We start from the raw sequence: 18,583 nt of genomic DNA, 5'->3' as shown, positions 1-18,583 counted from the left end.
GCGGACCAACGGCTTTGCTTGCATCGACGAAAAGCCGTTGGCCGGGAACAGGACGGCTATCAGGGCGGCATTGCCAGGCCGCGGCGGGCTGCGAGCGAACAACTCTCCAACGATAGTTACAAGATAAGTGTTGACGCCGGTATGCCCCAGCGGTTACTGTTGCATCCGAAGTTCAAGAAGTTCGATTGCTGTTCATCAATGTCTCGCTCCCTCAGCGGTATTCGTTGTCCTCTCCCTCCTTGACGCTTCAGCCGCTCTTTCGCAAGAGCATATTTTCTATTTCTTTCCTCAAGGATTCTTCATGGATACCGGTACCGTTAAGTGGTTCAACGACAGCAAAGGCTTTGGCTTCATCACCCCGGACAAGGGCGGCGACGACCTGTTCGCGCACTTCTCCGAAATCAGCGGCAACGGCTTCAAGACGCTCGCTGAAAACCAGAAGGTGAGCTTCGAAACCAAGCAAGGCCCGAAGGGTCTGCAAGCGGCCAACATCACGCCGCTCTAAGCAAAGTTTGAAGGGCTCGGTGTCCGGCAACGGACATCGGGCTGCAGCGACATCCTCGCGGAGCTTCGTCTCCCACAGTTGGCGCGCGATCGCTTCAGAGTTGCAGCTATGTCGGCAACTCGCCCGAGCGCCAAACGCCTCGTTGCACGTCATTCCCCTTTCGGCTTCAACGCCCTTTTAGCTTTCCGGCTGCGCCCTGATTCGGCTCGCAATGGCTTTGAATCGGCTCGTCCGCGCGACTCAATGACAGTTCGCATGGCGGCCGCGCACCCGTACATTATTAAAATACAAATGCAAAACAAACATATTCATCATTACAACGGCTATGCCGTTCAACCTTCGGCGCACCGTCTGCCCGATGGCACCTTCTCGTCCAACCTGCTGCTCGAACGCGCCGACAGCGCGCGCGCGGATGGCCTCTACCAGTTCTATTCGCTCGACTACTTCGCCGACGAAGAACAGGCATTGGAGCATTCCGCACGTTGGGCACGCGAGTGGGTCGATACGCGCGGTTGACGCCACGATAAGCGCGCGAAGTCAGAAGCTCTGATCTATTGGCGCTTATCGTCAAAAGCACAGGCCAGAACGGCCACGCTTTTCCTGTCCAATTTATCGGCACGCGGATAAAGAATCCGCTTCGACAGCCGTTATGCGAACTATGGCGCGGCCTCGCCCGCGCTCCCTATTTCGCGCTCAACGCACCGTCGAATCCGATAAATGAACCGTCTGACACTAAAACAGAAGTTGTGGGTGCCCCTGCTGCTTTGCTGGGTAGCGCTGCTGATCGTGACCGTCGTCAACGCGCTCGAAGCGCGTAGCGCACAAATGGACGCGCGTCGCTCGGCGCTTGCCGACGTCACGGACATGGCGGCGTCGATCGTCGCGGACTACGCGAAGCAGGCGGACGCCGGCAAGCTTTCCGTCGACGACGCGAAGCAGCAGGCCATTGCCCGTGTGACGGCACAGCGTTATGGCAAATCGGGCTATGTGACGATCGTGCGCAGCGACTCCGTAATGGTCGCTCATCCGATGAGCCCGCAGCTCAACGGCAAGGACATGAGCGGCTTTCGCGACGCCAAGGGCACCGCGCTCTATCACGACATCGCAGCGGCGGGCGGCTCGTCGGCCGGCTCGGGCTACCTGCGTTACTGGTGGCCGAAACCCGGCGAGACCAAACCCAGCGAAAAGATCGGCTACGTGAAGCGCTTCGCGCCGTGGAACTGGGACTTCATCGCCGGCGCCTATATGGACGACATTCAGGCGCAGTTCTACGAGACGCTGCTGCGCTCGGGCGGCATGCTGCTCGTACTCGGCGTGCTCGTGTCGTTCGTCGCGTCGCGCGTGGTGCGCAATGTCTCGCGTTCGATTGGCGGCGAGCCGTCCGCGGCTGCGCAGATCGCCATGCGCATCGCTCGCGGCGACCTCGCGACGCCTATCGACTTGCGTCGCGACGATACCTCCAGCCTGCTCTTCTCACTGCGCGAGATGCGCGATCAGCTCGCGGCCACCGTCGCGCGCATCAAGAATTCGGCCGAGACAATCACGGTTGCTTCGAAGGAAATCGCCGCGGGCAATCTGGATTTGTCGAGCCGCACCGAAGAACAGGCGGCGTCGTTGCAGCAAACCGCCGCCAGCATGGATGAACTCACCAAAACCGTCACGCAGAACGCGGACAATGCGGCGACCGCGTCCGAACTGGCGAAAGACGCGTCGAGCATCGCGGCACGCGGCGGCGAGGTCGTCAACGACGTCGTCGAGAAAATGGCCGGCATTACCGATAGTTCGCGCAAGATCGGCGAGATCATCAGCGTGATCGAGGGCATTGCGTTCCAGACGAACATCCTCGCGCTCAACGCCGCGGTCGAAGCCGCGCGCGCCGGCGAAGAAGGCCGCGGTTTCGCGGTCGTCGCGGGCGAAGTGCGCAATCTCGCGCAGCGCAGCGCGACGGCGGCCAAGGAAATCAAGGTGTTGATCGACCAGTCCGTCGAGCAGGTCGGCGAAGGTTCGACGCTGGCCGGCAAGGCCGGCAGCACGATCGGCGAGGTCGTCGAGGCGGTGCGCCGCGTCACGGCGATCATGAACGAAATTTCGGCGGCGTCGAAGGAGCAAAGCTCAGGCATCGGCGAAGTGAATCTCGCGATTCGCCAGATGGACGACGTCACGCAGCGCAACGCCGCGCTTGTCGAGCAGGCCGCGGCCGCCGCAGGCTCGCTGGACGAGCAGACCGAGCGGCTGCGCGAGGCCGTCGCGGTGTTCAGGGTCGGGCAAGCCGGCTGATCTTTGCCGACGACACACGCACGCCCACACGTTTCTCGCACGCATAAAAAAAGGTGCCGCGAACGGCACCTTTTTGTACAACAAGCAGCTTCTGGTGAAGCTTAGAAGCGGTGACGCAGACCGACCGTAGCAGCCGTCTGGTTCTTCGACGACGACGGAGCTTGCGTGATATCGCCGCTGTAGATCGAAGCGACACCGCCGTCGCCCATTGCGTGCTGGTACACGGCTTGAGCGTAGACGTCCGTACGACGCGACAGCGAGTAGTCAGCCTGCAGGCCGATCTGGTGGTAACGAACCGAGGTCGAGCCACCGTTTGCGGCAACGCCATAGCCCTTGCCGTCGGTGAACGTGTACGCCACGCCCAGGCCGAGAGCCGGGGTCAGGTTGTACTTGCCGTTGACTTCGTAGTTGTTAGCGCGCAGCGATTGCTGAACACCTGCAACGTTGTCGATACGCGATTGCGTCCATGCCAGACCGACAGTTGCCGGGCCGAACGAGTACGAACCTGCCGCGCCGAATTCGCGCTGACGGAAGTTGCCCGTCAAGCCTGCGAACGCGCCGTCCGAAGCGCCGCCGTTGCTAGCCGTGCCTGCTGCGTTCGTTGCGCCCGGGTTGTTCTGCTGTGCGTAAGCAGCGCCCAAACGCAGACCTTGCCACTGGTAAGCAGCGCCCAAGCTGTATTCGCGGTTGTTTGCGAATGCGCCAGCCTGGTTCGAGAAGCCGTACGTGCCGCCGAACGTGAAGCCAGCGTAGTTAGCGCTCGAGTACTTGACCGAGTTGTTGACTGCGAAGCCGCCGTTCGTGTTCAGGTTGTCGTTGTTGAACGGGTGCGCGAAGTACGTGCCGCCCCAGCTGCCCGTTGCGGTCAGCGGTGCCAGGTAGTCTTGCGCTGCGTCGTATTGACGGCCCAGCGTGACCGAACCGAATTGCGCGCTCGACAGACCGACGAATGCCTGACGGTTGAACATGCCGTTGTTGTTAGCGAAACGGCCGTTGTTGATGTTAAAGCCGCTTTCCAACGTGAAGATTGCCTTCAGGCCGCCACCCAGGTCTTCCGAACCGCGCAGACCGAAACGGCTCTGATCGATGCCGCCGCTGCCGGCTGCCCACTTCGAGTTGTGAGCAACGTTGCTCGTGTACGTCACGCCAGCGTCCAGCAGGCCGTACAGGGTAACGCTGCTTTGTGCGTGAGCAACGGATGCGAACGATGCGGCAACCGCAACGACGATGAGACTCTTTTTCATGCGTGGGACTCCTGTTCGATAAATTTTCGTTGGGGAGCGGGACCAGCCTCGGCGGTGCACGGAGGCGCCGCCGCCCTTGACGCCGCCCCGTTCTGGGACGGCCGGGCACCCTTGAAACGAAGCGTGAGTGTAGGGGGTCACCCTAATAGCGGCGCGCGCAATTTACGCAACACGGTCTTTCCCGATCCGCAATAATCGAACGGCCGTTTCCGCTAAGTTATTGTTTTTGGAGAATTAACCGGAATAAGGGACAGGCGGGCCGACTGCCTTCGCCATAAAATATTTGCAACTTTTCAATAACTCAAGTTGCGCAAATGCAACAGGTTGTAATACGCGCGAAGCAATACGGGGAGCAGGCGGGCAATTAACCGCTCGCGGAGTTTGCTTATTAATTAAGCAGCATTGCCAGCGGGCAATGAGCGGTTAGGTTTATTTACGAATTCCGGGAACTAAATCGAATTAATATTGTCTTCTCGCGTGGATTGCCTATTAATACCGTATCCAGTTCTCGCGCAGAAAATGAAAAGCCGCCCATTAGGCGGCTTATTGCGATTGCGGAATGACGCCGCACTCACATTATTCGATGCTGATAAGTGAATGATAAGTGAAGCCTTCAGCACGGGCGTTGCCCGGAGGTGAACTGCGGCGCCGACCGCCGCGTGACAAACCCGGTGCTGAAAGCGGACGGCAATGCATCGAACAGCCTTCCATCTACATTAACGGCACGGCCGTTCGCCTTTTCACGAGTAGTTTCCCCAATTCCGTCGGCTGGACTCCGTGATCTAGGAGTCGTCTTCGGGCAGCCCGAGCGCGTCCTCGTCCTCTGGGGAACTGCCGGGCGCCAGCGGATCGGTGTCGGGCGGCGTGTCCGTCAACGGACGTGGCTGCTCTTCCGGCGCATCGAGCGGCTGGTTCGACGGGTCGGCAATGGGGTCGATGGTGGGATCGGTTTGCATGGTCAGCCTCCTGCGGATGGGAACATCTCCCACCGTGAGCCGCGCAACGGGTATTCCCGCTGTGTGCCGCTTCAGCGGCTTGGGCCGAAGCCCTTGATCGTCGATGTAGAAACTGCGCTTGCGCGTAGCGGAAATTTCCCGCGTCGTTGCTGCGGCGACATTCCTTTAAGGGCGATCCGCGCCGGACGTCGTCGGATTATCGGCGGCGCCTGTCAGAAAAGGCTCCAGCCCAAACAGCCACGCAAAGCAGAACGTGATGCACGCCAGCAGGCTGAGTTGACGCGACGGCGCACCGTCGACGACGCCGTGCAACGGCGTGACGAGCACGGGCTGGGACTGTGAAAACTCTATAGCGGTCTGGTCTTGTGGCATGGCGTTCTCGTTATTTGACTTCTGTCTGTGCGCCGAGCTTTAGCAAGGTGCGTGCCGCGCTTGCCACTGTTCCTATTAGCGCTCGGACGAAGGCCGATGACGTGCTCGCGCCAGGTCGGTGTTTACCCGTCAACCGCGTTTTCGACTTGCACACACGCTCAGTGCAACACAAAATGTAAGCGCTATCATCGCGACGAATCCACCTTAGATGCGGGCGCCACCGCGTTTAAACGCCACCCGATGAGTCGTAATGTAAGCGCTAACACAACATCCGAACGTAGCAACGCCTGCGGCAGCAGCACAGCAAGACAAGCCGCCAAGGCCCCGAACCACCGCGCGCCGCCCGCCACGACGCGCAACATCCACCCGCCCGGCACCGCATCGGCGCGGTCACCCAGCAGAACCGCAAACATGAAACGGAGACGACGATCATGAGCGCAACCCCGAGCCACGAGCTGGCCCCGCCCACCATCCGCCGCGCGCAGGTCGTGGCGCTCACGCTGCTGATGGTGAGCGGCATCGTCAACTATCTGGATCGCGGGACGCTGGCCGTCGCCAATCCGTTGATCCGTCACGACATGGGCCTGTCGCTCGGGCAAATGGGCCTGCTGCTTTCGGCGTTCTCGTGGAGCTACGCGCTCTTCCAGTTGCCAGTCGGCGGACTCGTCGACCGGATCGGACCGCGCAAGCTGCTCGGCATCGGCCTGATCGTCTGGTCGCTCGCGCAGGTGGCCGGCGGCTTCGTGTCCACCTTCGGCTGGTTCGTGCTTGCGCGGATCGTGCTCGGCATCGGCGAAGCGCCGCAGTTTCCGTCGGCGGCTCGCGTGGTCAGCAACTGGTTTCCGCTGCGCGCACGCGGCAAGCCGACCGGCATCTTCAATTCTGCGTCGCCGCTCGGCACCGCGCTCGCGCCGCTCTGCCTCTCGGTGCTGGTCGTGAATTTTCACTGGCGCTGGGCGTTCATCGTGACCGGCGTCGTCGGGCTGATCGTGGCGGCCGTCTGGTTCGCGCTCTATCGCGACCCGGCGAAGGCGACGATGAGCGAAGCCGACCGCCTCTATCTGGAAGGCGACGAAGCGGACCTAAAGCCGCAGCCGACCGTCACGTTCGCGGAATGGCGGTCGCTCTTTTCGCACGGCACGACGTGGGGCATGCTGATCGGCTTCTTCGGCTCGGTCTATCTGAACTGGGTCTACCTGACATGGCTGCCCGGCTATCTGACGATGGCGCGTCACATGAGCCTGATGCACACCGGCGTGGCCGCATCGGTGCCGTTTTTCTGCGGCTTTCTCGGTTCGCTCACGGCCGGCTGGTTCTCCGACCTCATCACGAGCCGCAGCGCGAGCCCGGTCGCGAGCCGTCGCAATTCCGTGGTCATCGCGATGCTCGGCATGGTCGCGTTCACGATTCCGGCCGCGCTCGTGCAGAGCAATACGCTCGCGATTGTGTGCATCTCCGTCGTGATCTTTCTGGCCAACGCGGCGTCCGCCAGTTCGTGGGCGCTCGCGACAGCGGCCGCGCCGCCGAACCGCGTCGGCTCGCTCGGCGCGATCCAGAACTTCGGCGGCTTTCTCGGCGGTGCGCTCGCGCCCATCTTCACCGGCTACATCGCGCAGACCTGGTCGTTCGTGCCCGCGCTATTGACGGCCGCGGGCATCGCGTTCATCGGCGCAATGAGTTACCTGCTGCTGGTGCGCAAACCCATCGCCGACGAACCCGCCGCCAACGAACCGATGCAGGCGCCGGCATGAGCGCGCCGGACTCACGAACCCACTTCAGGAGCATCACACCATGACAAACGCGCAGCAAACTACCTCGTCAATTGAAGGCATCGTCCCCGTGATGCTGACTCCCTTCGACGACTCCGGCGCAATCGACTACCCCGGCCTCGAACGTCTGATCGAGTGGTACATCGCGAATGGATCGGACGCGCTTTTTGCAGTCGCGCAGTCGAGCGAAATGCAGTTCCTCACGCTCGCCGAGCGCGGCGCGCTGGGGCGCTTCGTCGTCGAGAAAGTCGCGGGCAGAATTCCTGTCGTGGTGTCCGGCCACATCAGCGACGATCCGGACGCGCAAGCCGAGGAACTCAACGTAGCCGCGGCCACGGGCGCGCAAGGCGTCGTGCTCGTGACCAACAGACTCGACCCCGCTCGCGAAGGAACGCAGGCATTCGCCGCGAATCTCGAGCGGCTGCTCGCGCGCCTTCCGTCGGACGTGCCGCTCGGTCTCTATGAATGTCCCGCACCCTACCGACGGCTTCTTTCGGATGACGAACTAAAGCTCTGCATCGACACCGGTCGCTTCATCATGCTGAAAGACGTAAGCTGCGATCTGCCGACGGTCAAGCGCCGCGTCGCACTTGCAGAGGGCTCGTCGCTGAAGATCCTCAACGCCAACGCGGCCATTGCGTGGGACGCGATGAAAGCCGGCTCCGCGGGCTTTAACGGCGTGTTCACGAACTTCCATCCTGACCTGTACAAATGGCTGCGCAACGACGCGGCGCAAGATCCCGCACTCGCCGAAGAACTCGCGACGTTCCTCGTGCTGGCTGCCGTCAGCGAATCGCTCGGTTATCCCGCGCTTGCGAAGATGTACCACCAGCGCATCGGCACGTTCGGCTCGATCCGCTGCCGCGTGATCGACTACGACGTGCGCGAACGGTTCTGGGCGCTGGATGCGATCCTCGACAAGATCGTCGCCGGCACCGAGCATTTTCGCGCGCGCATCGCGGCGCTCCGCTAGTACTGCGCGCGCTATGCCGCGCCATGCGTTCCATCGCCGCGATTACGCTGTGCGAAGCGCGGCGGTAAGATGGCAGGCTTCCCGCTTCGCGTTTGCTTTTCGAACTCATGTCCGACACGCCCGAGTCACCCGCTTCCACTGCCCGAACCCAGACGAACCGTGTGCGCCGCGGCACGGGCCGCACGGTGCTGTCGGACGTCGCGAAGCTCGCGGGCGTTTCGACGGCGACCGTATCGCGTGTCTATAACGAGCCCGAGAAAGTATCCGCCGCCGTGCGCGAGCGCGTCGAGCAGGCCGCCGTCACGCTCAACTGGTTTCCCAACGCCGCCGGCCGCGCGCTCGCGTCCACGCGCAGCCACATTGCCGGCATCATCATTCCCACGCTCGACGATCAGGTGTTCGCGTCGCAGGTGAGCGGCATGCAGGCCGCGTTCGCGGCGCGCGGCATTACGCTCGTGCTCGGCTGCTCGAACTACGATCCCGCGCAGGCGCTCGTGCAGGTGCGGGCGATGCTCGCGCGCGGCGCCGAGGCGATGGCCGTGGTCGGCGAAGCGCATCCACCCGAACTCTTCGACGCGTTGCGGCTCTACCGCGTGCCGTATGCGGTGACGTACGCGTATCGCAAGGAAAGCCCGCACGTTTGCATCGGTTTCGATAATTTCGCCGCCTATGTGCAGATGACCGAGCATCTGATTGGCCTCGGTCATCGCTCGTTCGCTGTGTGCATCCAACCGACGCGCGACAACGACCGCGTGCAGGCGCGCGTCGCCGGCATTCGCGCGACGCTCGAACGCCACGGCCTCGCGGTGCGGCCGGAACACATGTGCGAAGGCGAATCCACCATTGCATTCGGGCGCCGCAGTCTGCGCGCGATCTGGGAAGCGCCATGCGAACGTCCGACTGCGATCATCTGCGGCAACGATCACATTGCGCTTGGCGTGCTGCGTGAAGCGCAAGAACTCGGCATTGCGATTCCCGATGAACTCTCGGTGACGGGCTTCGACGACCTCGAAATATCCAAAGCGATTCGCCCGACGCTCACGACAATGCGTGTGGACACCTACGAAATCGGACAGCTCACCGCGCAACATCTGCTCGACGCGCTCGACGGCAAGCGGCCGCAACGCAGCCATGAAGTGCGCGCGCTGCTGCATGTGAGAGAGTCGTCGGGGCCGGCGGCTACGCGCGCGGCCGGCTAAGCACCGCCTGCCGTCACCTCGCCATACGCGCGCTTGAGCCGCGTTACGCCTTCTTCGATGTCGGCGATACCCGGCGCCGCAAACGACAGGCGCAGCGACGCAGCGTCGACGTTGTCCGCGAAAAACGCCTTGCCTGGCACGAACATCACCTTGTTGCCGATCGCACGTTGAAGAAGCGCGGACGCGTCGATGCCGTTGCCGCTCTCACTCAAACGCGCCCACACAAACATGCCGCCTTCGGGCCGATGAAACTCGAGCGCATCGCCGAGTTGCGCGTGCAGTGCGTTGCATAGCGCTTCGCATTTGCGTCCGTACATTGCGGTAATGCGCGGCAGATGCCGTTCGAGCGCGCCGTCGGCGAGGTATTCGGCGGCGATGGCTTGCGTCCACGGCGCGCTGCAAAGGTCGACTGTCTGCTTGGCGATCACGCAACGGCGCGTGATTTCCGCGGGTGCAATCGTCCAGCCTACACGCAGGCCGGGCGCAACGATCTTCGAGAGGCTCGCGAAATGAACGACCCAGTCACGCGCGCCGTCGACTTCGGACGCAAGAGAAAGGATGGACGGCACGGCTTCGCCGGAAAAAACGCAGGTCGCCGTATGGGTCGTCCTCGACGATAAGGAATCGGTACTGCACCGCCAGCTTCAGCAATGCGATGCGGCGCTCGCGCGTAATCGTTGCGCCAGTGGGGTTCGCAAACGTGGGGACAGTGTAGAGCAGCTTCGGTCGCGCAAACGTACCGGACGCAAGAAGCGTGGCGAGACGGGCGACGTCGAGGCCGTGTGCATCGACGGGAACCGTAACGATTTTTGCCTGCTGAAGCCGAAGTGCCTGAAGCGTCGCGGGATATGCAGGCTGCTCAGTCACCACGACATCGCCAGGATTCACCAGCACGCGAAGCAACAGGTCGAGTCCCTGCTGCGATCCGGTTGTGACCAGCATCTCGTTCGGCTCGCACGATACATTGCGGCGCGCCATCAACTGGATGAGTTGGTGCTTGAGTAAGGGTAGCCCGTCGGTGGGTCCGTATTGAAGACACAGGTTCGGGTCGTGATACGCGCGGCCCGCTGCTTGCTTTAGACCGTCTACATCGAACAGATCGCTCGCGGGATAGCCGCCGGCAAACGAAATCATGCCGGGCTCGCCGAGATACTTGAACAGTTCGCGAATCGGAGAGCCCGAAGGATTCTGGAAAGGCGCGGTGAATTCGTACATGTTGTGATGGGCTCGAAGCGGGCGATCAGACTACGTGGATAAAACGCGCGCTACACCACGTTCTTTTCCACAATAGGACGGTTTTCCAGCAAGCGCTGCCAACTCAACGAAGAGAGATCGAGCGACACATAGCGTCCGTTCAGAATCAGTTCGCTCACACCGCGCCCCGTCGCCGGACCTTGCTGAAGACCATGTCCGCTATAGCCATTGGCAAACACACAGTTTTCGATCTGCGGGTGATAGCCGATGATCGCGTTATGGTCGAACACGTTGTACTCGTAGTAGCCCGACCAGCAGTTCTCGACACGCAGCGCCTCAAATTCCGGTACGCGATGCGCGAGCGTCGGCCAGATGATGTCGTCGAAAAGGCGCGTGATCGACTTCGTCGAGCGGCAGATCGTCCGGGTCGTTATCCGCGCCCGGCGATGTGCCGCAAATATAGGTCTTTCCTTCAGGGCGGAAGTACACGCCAGTCGGGTCGATCAGCAGCGGACAAGCTTCGAGCCGCGCCGGCGACGACACGTTGAAAATGCTGCGGCGGCGCGCGAACACCGGAATGTCGATGTCCATCATGCCGGCGATCTTGCGCGCCCACGCACCCGCGGCATTCACCACCGTATCGCATGGATAGCGCTCGCCATTGCCGGCGATTACGTGAGTGATCTTGCGGCCCTCGCGAACCACGCCTGTTACGTCGGCCGCGACATAGCGCGCGCCGAGCGACTGAGCTTTCTTGCGAAGCGCCTGCACGAGCCCGTAGCCGTCGAACCATCCTTCGCCGCTTTCGCCGAATGCACCCGACACGAGATCTTCGACATTCAGCCACGGGAATCTCGCCTTCAGTGTTTGCCGGTCCATCAGATTGATGTCCGCGCCAAGGCTCGTCTGCAACGCGTGATTCTCGCGCAGCGTTGCATCGCCGGCGGGCGTCGCGAGAAACAGATAGCCGCCTTCATGCAGATCGATCGACGGCCTATTCCCGTCCACTTCGAGAAGCTCGCCGATATTGCGCAGAAATTCGATGCCGTACAGCGACATCTGAATCGATAGCGGCGTGGAAAACTGCTGCCGGATCGAAGCGGCCGATAACGCCGACGACGACCTCGCATAACTCGGATCGCGCTCGATCACGGTCACCGAAACCGTCGGATCGGAAGCGCGCAGGAAGTAAGCGATAGAACTACCGATAACGCCGCCGCCGACAATAACGACTTGAGAACTCAAGACTTGCTCCCGATTGCACACGGCGAGGCGATTTCAAAAAACGCCAGCCGACGCAGAGTAATCGACCTTGCCCGACAGACCCGCAAAAGCGGGGCCGGCTTAAAAAAACGGCCGTCTCGCAACGGCCGTTATATGCAAAGAAACCCGCTTAACCAATATTGAAGTCGATGCCCTGGGCAAGCGGCAGTGCCGACGAATAGTTGACCGTGTTGGTCGCGCGGCGCATATACGCCTTCCACGAGTCGGAGCCCGATTCGCGCCCGCCGCCGGTTTCCTTTTCGCCGCCAAACGCGCCGCCGATCTCCGCGCCGCTCGGTCCGATGTTCACGTTCGCAATACCGCAGTCGCTGCCCGACGCCGACAGGAATCGCTCGGCTTCGCGCAGGTCTGTAGTGAACACGCACGAAGAAAGGCCGTGCACGGCTGCGTTATTGCCGTCGATCGCGTCATTGAATTCGCTGTACTTCAGCACGTAAAGAATCGGCGCGAAGGTTTCCTTCAGCACGATCGGCGTTTGCGAAGGCATCTCGACAATGGCGGGGCGCACATAGAACGCCTTCTCGTTGCCGGCCACCGCGTGGCGCTCGCCGCCGAATACCTTGCCGCCTTCGCTCTTCGCCTGTTCCAGCGCGGCCTGCATGCGGGTTGAACGACTGCTCGTCGATCAACGGTCCCATCAGCACACCCTGCTCCAGCGGATTGCCGATCACGACTTTGCTATAGAGCGTCTTCAGTCGCTCGACGGCCTTGTCGTACACGCTTTCGTGAACGAACAGGCGGCGCAGCGACGTACAGCGCTGACCTGCCGTGCCGACCGCCGAAAAGACGATGCCGCGCAGCGCCAGTTCCAGATCGGCGGTGCCCGAGACGATGCCTGCGTTATTGCCGCCGAGCTCGAGAATCGAGCGGCCGAAGCGGCGCGCCACTTCGACGCCGACGGTGCGGCCCATTTCCGTGCTGCCCGTCGCGCTGACGATATTCGAGCGCGGGTCCGCAACCAGTTTCGCGCCGACATCGCGGCCGCCATTGACGACGCGCGTCAGGCCTTCCGGCGCATCGCCGAATTCCTTCAACGCGTCTTGCAGGATTTTGTCGGCGGCAAGCGCGGTGAGCGGCGTTTTCTCGGACGGCTTCCAGATCACCGCATTGCCGCACACGAGTGCAAGCGCCGCATTCCACGACCACACGGCCGCCGGAAAATTGAACGCGGAAATGACGGTGCACACGCCCATTGGATGCCACGTTTCAGCCATGCGATGCCCCGGGCGCTCGGACGCGATGGTGAGGCCGTAAAGCTGACGCGACAGGCCGACCGCGAAGTCGCAGATGTCGATCATTTCCTGCACTTCACCGAGGCCTTCCTGAAGAATCTTGCCGGTCTCGAGCGTGATGATGCTGCCGAGCGCATGCTTCTGCTCGCGCAGTTTGTTGCCGAGCAGGCGCACCAACTCTCCGCGGCGCGGCGCGGGCACGCTGCGCCAGCTTGCATAAGCCTTCTGCGCGTTAGCCAGCGCGGCGTCGACGTCGGCAACCGTGTTGCTCGCGACGCGGCCGATGAGTTCGCCATTGATCGGCGAGTGAACGGCGATGTCGCCCGCTTCCGCGAGGTGGGAAATGCCGAGTTCGGAGAGAATTGTCGATGCTTTCACGATTGAGACCTCTTTGAATTTCCAATACGAAATTTTGGTACGTTCGGAAACTATACACGCCCCGGTTTTAGGCGGCAACACTAAGCGTGCGGCGTGGGTTGCGCGGCGTGCGCGGGTTGCGAGCCGTCATTTCTGATCGGAAATGGCGCCGTCTCCGCCATCGGTTCGAACGCTTTCACGACCAATTGCGCGATATGCAGCGTGTGTCTGCCAGCTCCCTGCTCGATCTGCTCGCGGCAGCTAAAGCCGTTCGTCACGACAATCGCTTCAGCGGGAGCGTTGCGCACAAGCGGCAAGAGCTTGTCTTCGGCGATTTTCATCGACAGTTCGTAGTGGTCGGCACTGAAACCGAACGAGCCGGCCATGCCGCAACAGCCCGTGTCGAGCAGCGTCCAGCGCACGCCCAGTTTGTCGAGCAACTCCGTGTCGCCCTTCATGCCGAAGATCGACTTCTGATGGCAATGTCCATGCACGACGACATCCGCGTCGAGCTTCGGCCATTCGTAATCCGCGCGCGCGACAAAGTCGGCGAACAGAAACGTCTGGTCCGACAGCCTCTTTGCAACAGGGTCGTCGGGAAGCTGCTTGAGTAGTTCGTCCTTGAAGATGGACAGGCATCCGGGTTCGAGTCCGACTACCGGCACGCCGGCTTCGATGTCGTCGGCAAGTTCATTCACGGCGCTGCGAAGTAGAGCGCGCGCTTCGTCCAGCAGCCCATAGTCGTACAACGGCCGGCCGCAGCAAAGACGCTTGCGCGGCAATACGACGTGATAGCCGATGCGCGTCAGCACCTCGAGCGCGGCCGTCGCGATCTCGGGCGAGAAGTGGTCGTTGAACGTGTCGACCCACAAAATGACCTTGCGTGAAGGCTCATTTGCCGCGGCGCTGCCGACCTTCACGCGACGCGCCTCCATAGCGCGGAACGTGCGCGGCGCAAAGACCGGCAGATGCCGCTCGCGAGCCACGCCCGCGATCCACTTGCCGATATGAGCCAGCGGTTTCGCCGACGTCATCAAATTGGTCACGCGCGCGAAGCGGCTCGCAAGCGGCGCCCACTGACCGATGCGGCCCATGAACATCGCCTGACGCGGCCGACGATGCCTCTCGTAGTAATGCGACAGAAACTCGGCCTTGTACGAGGCCATGTCGGTATGCGTCGGACAATCGGATTTGCAGCCCTTGCACGCGAGGCAGGTGTCGAGCGCGTCCTTTACTTCCGTGCTATTCCAGCCGTCCTCGATCACTTCGCCCTGAAGCATTTCCCAGAACAGATGCGCGCGGCCACGCGTCGAGAACTTCTCCTCGCGCGTCGCGCGAAAACTCGGGCACATCGTGCCGCCGTCGAGCGAACGGCATTTACCCATGCCGATGCAGCGTTCCACCGCGCGCTGCATACCGTCGCCCTCGCGACTCGCGAACGTGAGCTTCGTTGTCAGCGTGACCGGCTTATAAGCGGGACCCATACGAAGGTTTTCATCGGCGCGATACGCATGAACCACCTTGCCGGGATTCATGCGATTGAGCGGGTCCCAGATCGCCTTGAACTCCTGCATCGCCTGCAAGATTTCGGGCCCATACATGATGGGCAGAAACTCGGCCTTGGCCTGGCCGTCGCCATGTTCGCCCGATAGCGAGCCGCCGAAATCGACCACCAGTTGCGCCGCCTCGCGCAGAAAGCTTCGCCATTTGCCGACGCCTTCGGCGGTACGAATATCGAACGTGATGCGCGCATGCACGCAGCCGTCGCCGAAGTGACCATAGAGGCACGTCTCGTAACCGAAGCGGTCCACGAGCGCCTGAAACTTGCGCAGATAATCGCCTAGCCGCAGCGGATCGACTGCCGCATCTTCCCAGCCGACAATCGGGTCGGGCTTCGACGGATCGATCGACAAAGCGACCGCCGACGCGCCCGTCTCGCGTATCGACCAGATCTTCTGCTGCTTGTGCTTGTCTTCGACGACAAGCCCGCTGATATCCGCGCCCGCCGCGCCTGACTTGAAGTACGCAGCTGCGTCGTTCGCTTGCGTGAGCGCGTCGGCAACCGTGTCCGAACCGAATTCGAGCACGACCCATGCGTCGCCATCCGGCAGCAGCGCGATTTCGTCGCTCTTTAAACCGCGCGCCTGCAAGCCGCGAATGATCGCGCGGTCGAGTCCTTCAATCGCGATCGGCGAAAAACGGTTGAAGTGCGGGACGGCATCGGCGGCGGTATAGATGTCGCTGAAACCGAGCACGAGCAGCACACGGCACGCCGGGCTATGCACGAGACGCACCTTCGCTTGCAGCGTCACGGCGCAAGTGCCCTCGGTGCCCACGAGCGCACGCGCGACGTTAAAGCCGTTTTCCGGCAGCAACTGATCGAGATTGAAGCCGGACACGCGGCGTCTGATTTGCGGAAATTCGCCGCGGATGCGCTCGGCGTAGCGGTCGCGCAAGTCGCGCAACTTCGCGTAGATTTCGCCTTGGCGTCCGCCTGTCGCGATGATGTCGTCCAGTTCCGCGTCGCTGGTCGGGCCGACCCAGAAGCGCGCGCCGTCATACGTCGCAATCTCCAATGCTTCGATATTCTCGACGGTCTTGCCGCCCATCACCGAGTGCGCGCCGCATGAGTTGTTCGCGATCATTCCGCCGAGCGTGCAACGGCTGTGCGTGGCAGGGTCCGGCGCAAACGTGAGGCCGTGTTCCTCGGCCGCATCGCGCAGCGTGTCGCAAATCACGCCGGGCTCGACAAGCGCCGTTCTGTTTTGCGGATCGACGCTGACGACGCGATTCACATACTTGCTCGTGTCGGCCACGACCGCGACGTTTACGCACTGCCCGTTTTGCGATGTGCCGCCGCCGCGCGTCAGAAACGGCACGTCGTTGCGGCGGCAGACTTCGAGTGCTGCGACGAGATCGTCCACGTCCGCGGGCACGACGGCGCCCAACGGAATCTGCCGATAGTTCGACGCATCCGATGCATACAACGCTTTCGAGCCCGCGTCGAAGCGCACTTCGCCTCGCAGCGTAGCGCGCAAATCCGCCTGGACGTGTTCGAGCAGGCGCGGGCTTGCGACGAACGGTGCGGCCGGCTTTTGTGCGTAGCGTGGTGCGTCGCTCATCGCTCCCTCGACCGTTTCGTTCAGCGCATTATCCACTCTACTGCGCCGCGTTCGCGGTCATTTTGAAAATGCCTTGTGCGTTGCCGGCATCGAAACGCAGATCGGTCACCCAGCTACGCGATGCCTGATCGAACGTGCGCTTACGCGTGATGAACTCGTAGAACGAACCCGGAACATCGCGCGTGACGAGCTTGCCGCCGACGGACCTGAACTGACGCTCGACCGTATCGGCGCGATAGGCCGTCTGAAACACGCGGCCGGAGCGCGAACGCTCGACCTCCGGCTTCATCGGCCGGCCCTTGTTCTTCTCTTCGTCCGAAAGCGTGAAGACGTCTTCGACGCGATCCGTCGCGTGATTGAACGCATTGCCTTCGGTTGAAATCCACGCCATTTCCGCCGATTCGCGCAACAGCACTTCGTAGTCCGCCTCGTTCGGCACATCGTGCTGACGCGCAAACGCGCCGACAATCACCGGCAGCAGCTTGTGAGCCGCGTCCATAGGAAGCGAGCCTTCGCGCTCCAGCTCCCAAAGCTGCGAAACGGCGAGCGGCGTCAACGGATCTTTCGACGAACTCACCACATTCGTCACCGCCTGCTGGAATTCCGCGGAGAAGCGTTCGGGATGCAACTCGCTCACGAAGAACTGCGCGATTTCGTCCGGTGCATCTTCGTGCGCGTACGCGCGGCCGGTCATGCCCAGTTTGTCGAGCGGATAACGGCCATTCAGTTTGAAGCCGAGCGGCCGGAGGATGCGGGTAAACGCCGCCTCGCCCGGAGGCAATGCGCCATTGTTGTCCCAACGCACCGTGCGCAATGCGCCGTGATCGAAGTAGACGGAACCGCCGTTCGCGATTGCCTCGTTCGTGTAAGCGCGGCCATTCGGCGAACGCTCGAGCAGATCTTCGAACAGCGCCATGTTCATGGCCTGGGCGAGTTCGGCGCGCGTGACCGTGCCGTCTTCCCAGTCGCTCAGTGCGGTCGGGAATGTCAGCGTCGTAAAGAGCGACTCCGTTTTTTCCGGACCCAGCAGCTTCAATAACAGGCGTTCGACGTTCGAATTGCGCATTGGTTTTTCTCTCACTACGGGCTAGCCCGACATACGTGAACCGCATTATTCAAACTGTTGCGCACCTCGTAAAGCGAGATTAAATTGTCACTTGATGACCTTTCGGAACTAACATGCGCAAGTTCAAGATTCCCAACATGAGTGCGCTGCTCGCCTTCGAAGCTGCCGCGCGGCACGAGAGCTTCACTCATGCGGCAAAGGAACTGTTCCTCACGGAGAGCGCGATCTCACGGCAGATCGCGACGCTCGAATCGAATCTCGGCGTGCGTCTTTTCGTTCGCTCGAAGCAGCGCGTGATGCTCACTCGCGCCGGACGTCTATATGGCACACAGGTGCGCCGCGCGCTGGAGAATCTGGATCGCGACACGCTGTCCATCATTGCGCACGGCAGCGGCGGCGGCTACCTCGAACTCGCGGTGCTTCCCACGTTCGCGTCGCAATGGCTGATTCCGCGAATGAAGGATTTCAACGACCGCAATCCGGACGTTCGAATCAACATGGGCATTCGCACCGACCTGTTCTCTTTCGAGGAGTCGCATTTCGAAGCCGCCATTCACTATGGCAAGCCCACGTGGCCAGGCACGTCGTCGGACTATCTGTTCGGCGAGGAAGTCGTGCCGGTGTGTGCGCCGTCGCTGCTTGCAAAGCGCATCCGCAAACCGCACGAACTGCTGAATTATCCGCTGCTGCATTCCACCACGCGCCCCGATGCCTGGTCGCGCTGGTTCGCGAATCTCGGCGTCGAAGACAACGCCACGATGCAGGGCGTGCGCTACGAACTGCATTCGATGCTGATCAGCGCCGCCGCCGCAGGGCTCGGCATTGCGCTGGTGCCCAAATTTTTCGTCGACGAACAACTGACGCAGTTGGGTCTGGTGATTCCGTTCGCCGCTACGGCGGTCGAAGAATCCGCGTACTACCTGGTCTATCCAACCGAGCTCAGTCACGGCAAACCACTGGAACTGTTCAGGACATGGTTGCTCGAGGAAGCCGCCGCGTACAACGCGCAAAGCCGCTGATGCGCGCGGACCGA

General features: G+C 61.9%; 12 protein-coding genes and 3 pseudogenes. 7 read left to right on the top strand and 8 right to left on the bottom strand.

What is annotated here, in order from left to right:
• Positions 1 to 301: 301 nt before the first annotated feature.
• From ABIE53_RS23900 to ABIE53_RS23890, 3 genes are all read left to right on the top strand, one after another.
• Positions 302 to 505, top strand: coding sequence for a cold-shock protein (locus tag ABIE53_RS23900; protein WP_006047703.1), 204 nt, complete (start codon positions 302 to 304; stop codon positions 503 to 505).
• A gap of 291 nt (positions 506 to 796) precedes the next feature.
• Positions 797 to 1,021, top strand: coding sequence for a hypothetical protein (locus tag ABIE53_RS23895; RefSeq protein WP_029971551.1), 225 nt, complete (start codon positions 797 to 799; stop codon positions 1,019 to 1,021).
• A gap of 201 nt (positions 1,022 to 1,222) precedes the next feature.
• Complete coding sequence (locus tag ABIE53_RS23890; RefSeq protein ID WP_192700507.1) at positions 1,223 to 2,782, top strand: methyl-accepting chemotaxis protein; 1,560 nt, start codon at positions 1,223 to 1,225, stop codon at positions 2,780 to 2,782.
• A 101-nt stretch (positions 2,783 to 2,883) separates the two neighbouring features.
• On the opposite strand, the gene ABIE53_RS23885 is transcribed toward ABIE53_RS23890, so the two are convergent.
• From ABIE53_RS23885 to ABIE53_RS23875, 3 genes are all read right to left on the bottom strand, one after another.
• Entirely contained in the window at positions 2,884 to 4,026 is a 1,143-nt protein-coding gene (locus tag ABIE53_RS23885) for a porin (RefSeq protein WP_006047700.1), read from the bottom strand.
• Positions 4,027 to 4,808: 782 nt separating this feature from the next.
• Positions 4,809 to 4,982: a hypothetical protein gene (locus ABIE53_RS23880; RefSeq protein WP_165919888.1), complete on the bottom strand. Its 174-nt coding sequence runs from the start codon at positions 4,980 to 4,982 to the stop codon at positions 4,809 to 4,811.
• A gap of 165 nt (positions 4,983 to 5,147) precedes the next feature.
• On the bottom strand, positions 5,148 to 5,354 hold the full coding sequence (locus tag ABIE53_RS23875; RefSeq protein ID WP_192700508.1) for a hypothetical protein: 207 nt from the start codon (positions 5,352 to 5,354) through the stop codon (positions 5,148 to 5,150).
• Between the two features lie 431 nt (positions 5,355 to 5,785).
• Between ABIE53_RS23875 and ABIE53_RS23870 the strand changes: the two genes are divergently transcribed.
• From ABIE53_RS23870 to ABIE53_RS23860, 3 genes are all read left to right on the top strand, one after another.
• Complete coding sequence (locus tag ABIE53_RS23870; RefSeq protein WP_192700509.1) at positions 5,786 to 7,105, top strand: MFS transporter; 1,320 nt, start codon at positions 5,786 to 5,788, stop codon at positions 7,103 to 7,105.
• A 40-nt stretch (positions 7,106 to 7,145) separates the two neighbouring features.
• Entirely contained in the window at positions 7,146 to 8,096 is a 951-nt protein-coding gene (locus ABIE53_RS23865) for a dihydrodipicolinate synthase family protein (protein ID WP_053859648.1), read from the top strand.
• 107 nt (positions 8,097 to 8,203) lie between these two features.
• On the top strand, positions 8,204 to 9,295 hold the full coding sequence (locus tag ABIE53_RS23860) for a LacI family DNA-binding transcriptional regulator (RefSeq protein WP_006047695.1): 1,092 nt from the start codon (positions 8,204 to 8,206) through the stop codon (positions 9,293 to 9,295).
• On the opposite strand, the pseudogene ABIE53_RS23855 reads toward ABIE53_RS23860, so the two are convergent.
• From ABIE53_RS23855 to ABIE53_RS23835, 5 genes and pseudogenes are all read right to left on the bottom strand, one after another.
• Positions 9,292 to 10,510 (bottom strand): annotated as a pseudogene (locus ABIE53_RS23855) (aminotransferase-like domain-containing protein). The gene ABIE53_RS23860 and the pseudogene ABIE53_RS23855 sit on opposite strands and share 4 nt — an antisense overlap.
• A 50-nt stretch (positions 10,511 to 10,560) precedes the next feature.
• Positions 10,561 to 11,734, bottom strand: a pseudogene (locus ABIE53_RS23850) (NAD(P)/FAD-dependent oxidoreductase).
• Between the two features lie 148 nt (positions 11,735 to 11,882).
• Positions 11,883 to 13,383 (bottom strand): annotated as a pseudogene (gene amaB / locus ABIE53_RS23845) (L-piperidine-6-carboxylate dehydrogenase).
• Positions 13,384 to 13,463: 80 nt separating this feature from the next.
• Positions 13,464 to 16,484 (bottom strand): FAD-binding and (Fe-S)-binding domain-containing protein, encoded by a 3,021-nt coding sequence (locus tag ABIE53_RS23840; protein WP_192700513.1) that lies wholly within the window; start codon positions 16,482 to 16,484, stop codon positions 13,464 to 13,466.
• A 37-nt stretch (positions 16,485 to 16,521) separates the two neighbouring features.
• Entirely contained in the window at positions 16,522 to 17,550 is a 1,029-nt protein-coding gene (locus tag ABIE53_RS23835) for a DUF1338 domain-containing protein (RefSeq protein ID WP_029971541.1), read from the bottom strand.
• A 113-nt stretch (positions 17,551 to 17,663) separates the two neighbouring features.
• Between ABIE53_RS23835 and ABIE53_RS23830 the strand changes: the two genes are divergently transcribed.
• The gene (locus ABIE53_RS23830) at positions 17,664 to 18,569 is read left to right on the top strand and encodes a LysR family transcriptional regulator (RefSeq protein ID WP_006047689.1); all 906 of its coding nucleotides are present in this window, start codon (positions 17,664 to 17,666) and stop codon (positions 18,567 to 18,569) included.
• Positions 18,570 to 18,583: the final 14 nt, after the last annotated feature.

This window comes from Paraburkholderia sp. OAS925 (assembly GCF_040543975.1).
Taxonomy (GTDB): Bacteria; Pseudomonadota; Gammaproteobacteria; order Burkholderiales; family Burkholderiaceae; genus Paraburkholderia; species Paraburkholderia graminis.
This window is presented reverse-complemented; position numbering and strand designations above follow the sequence as displayed.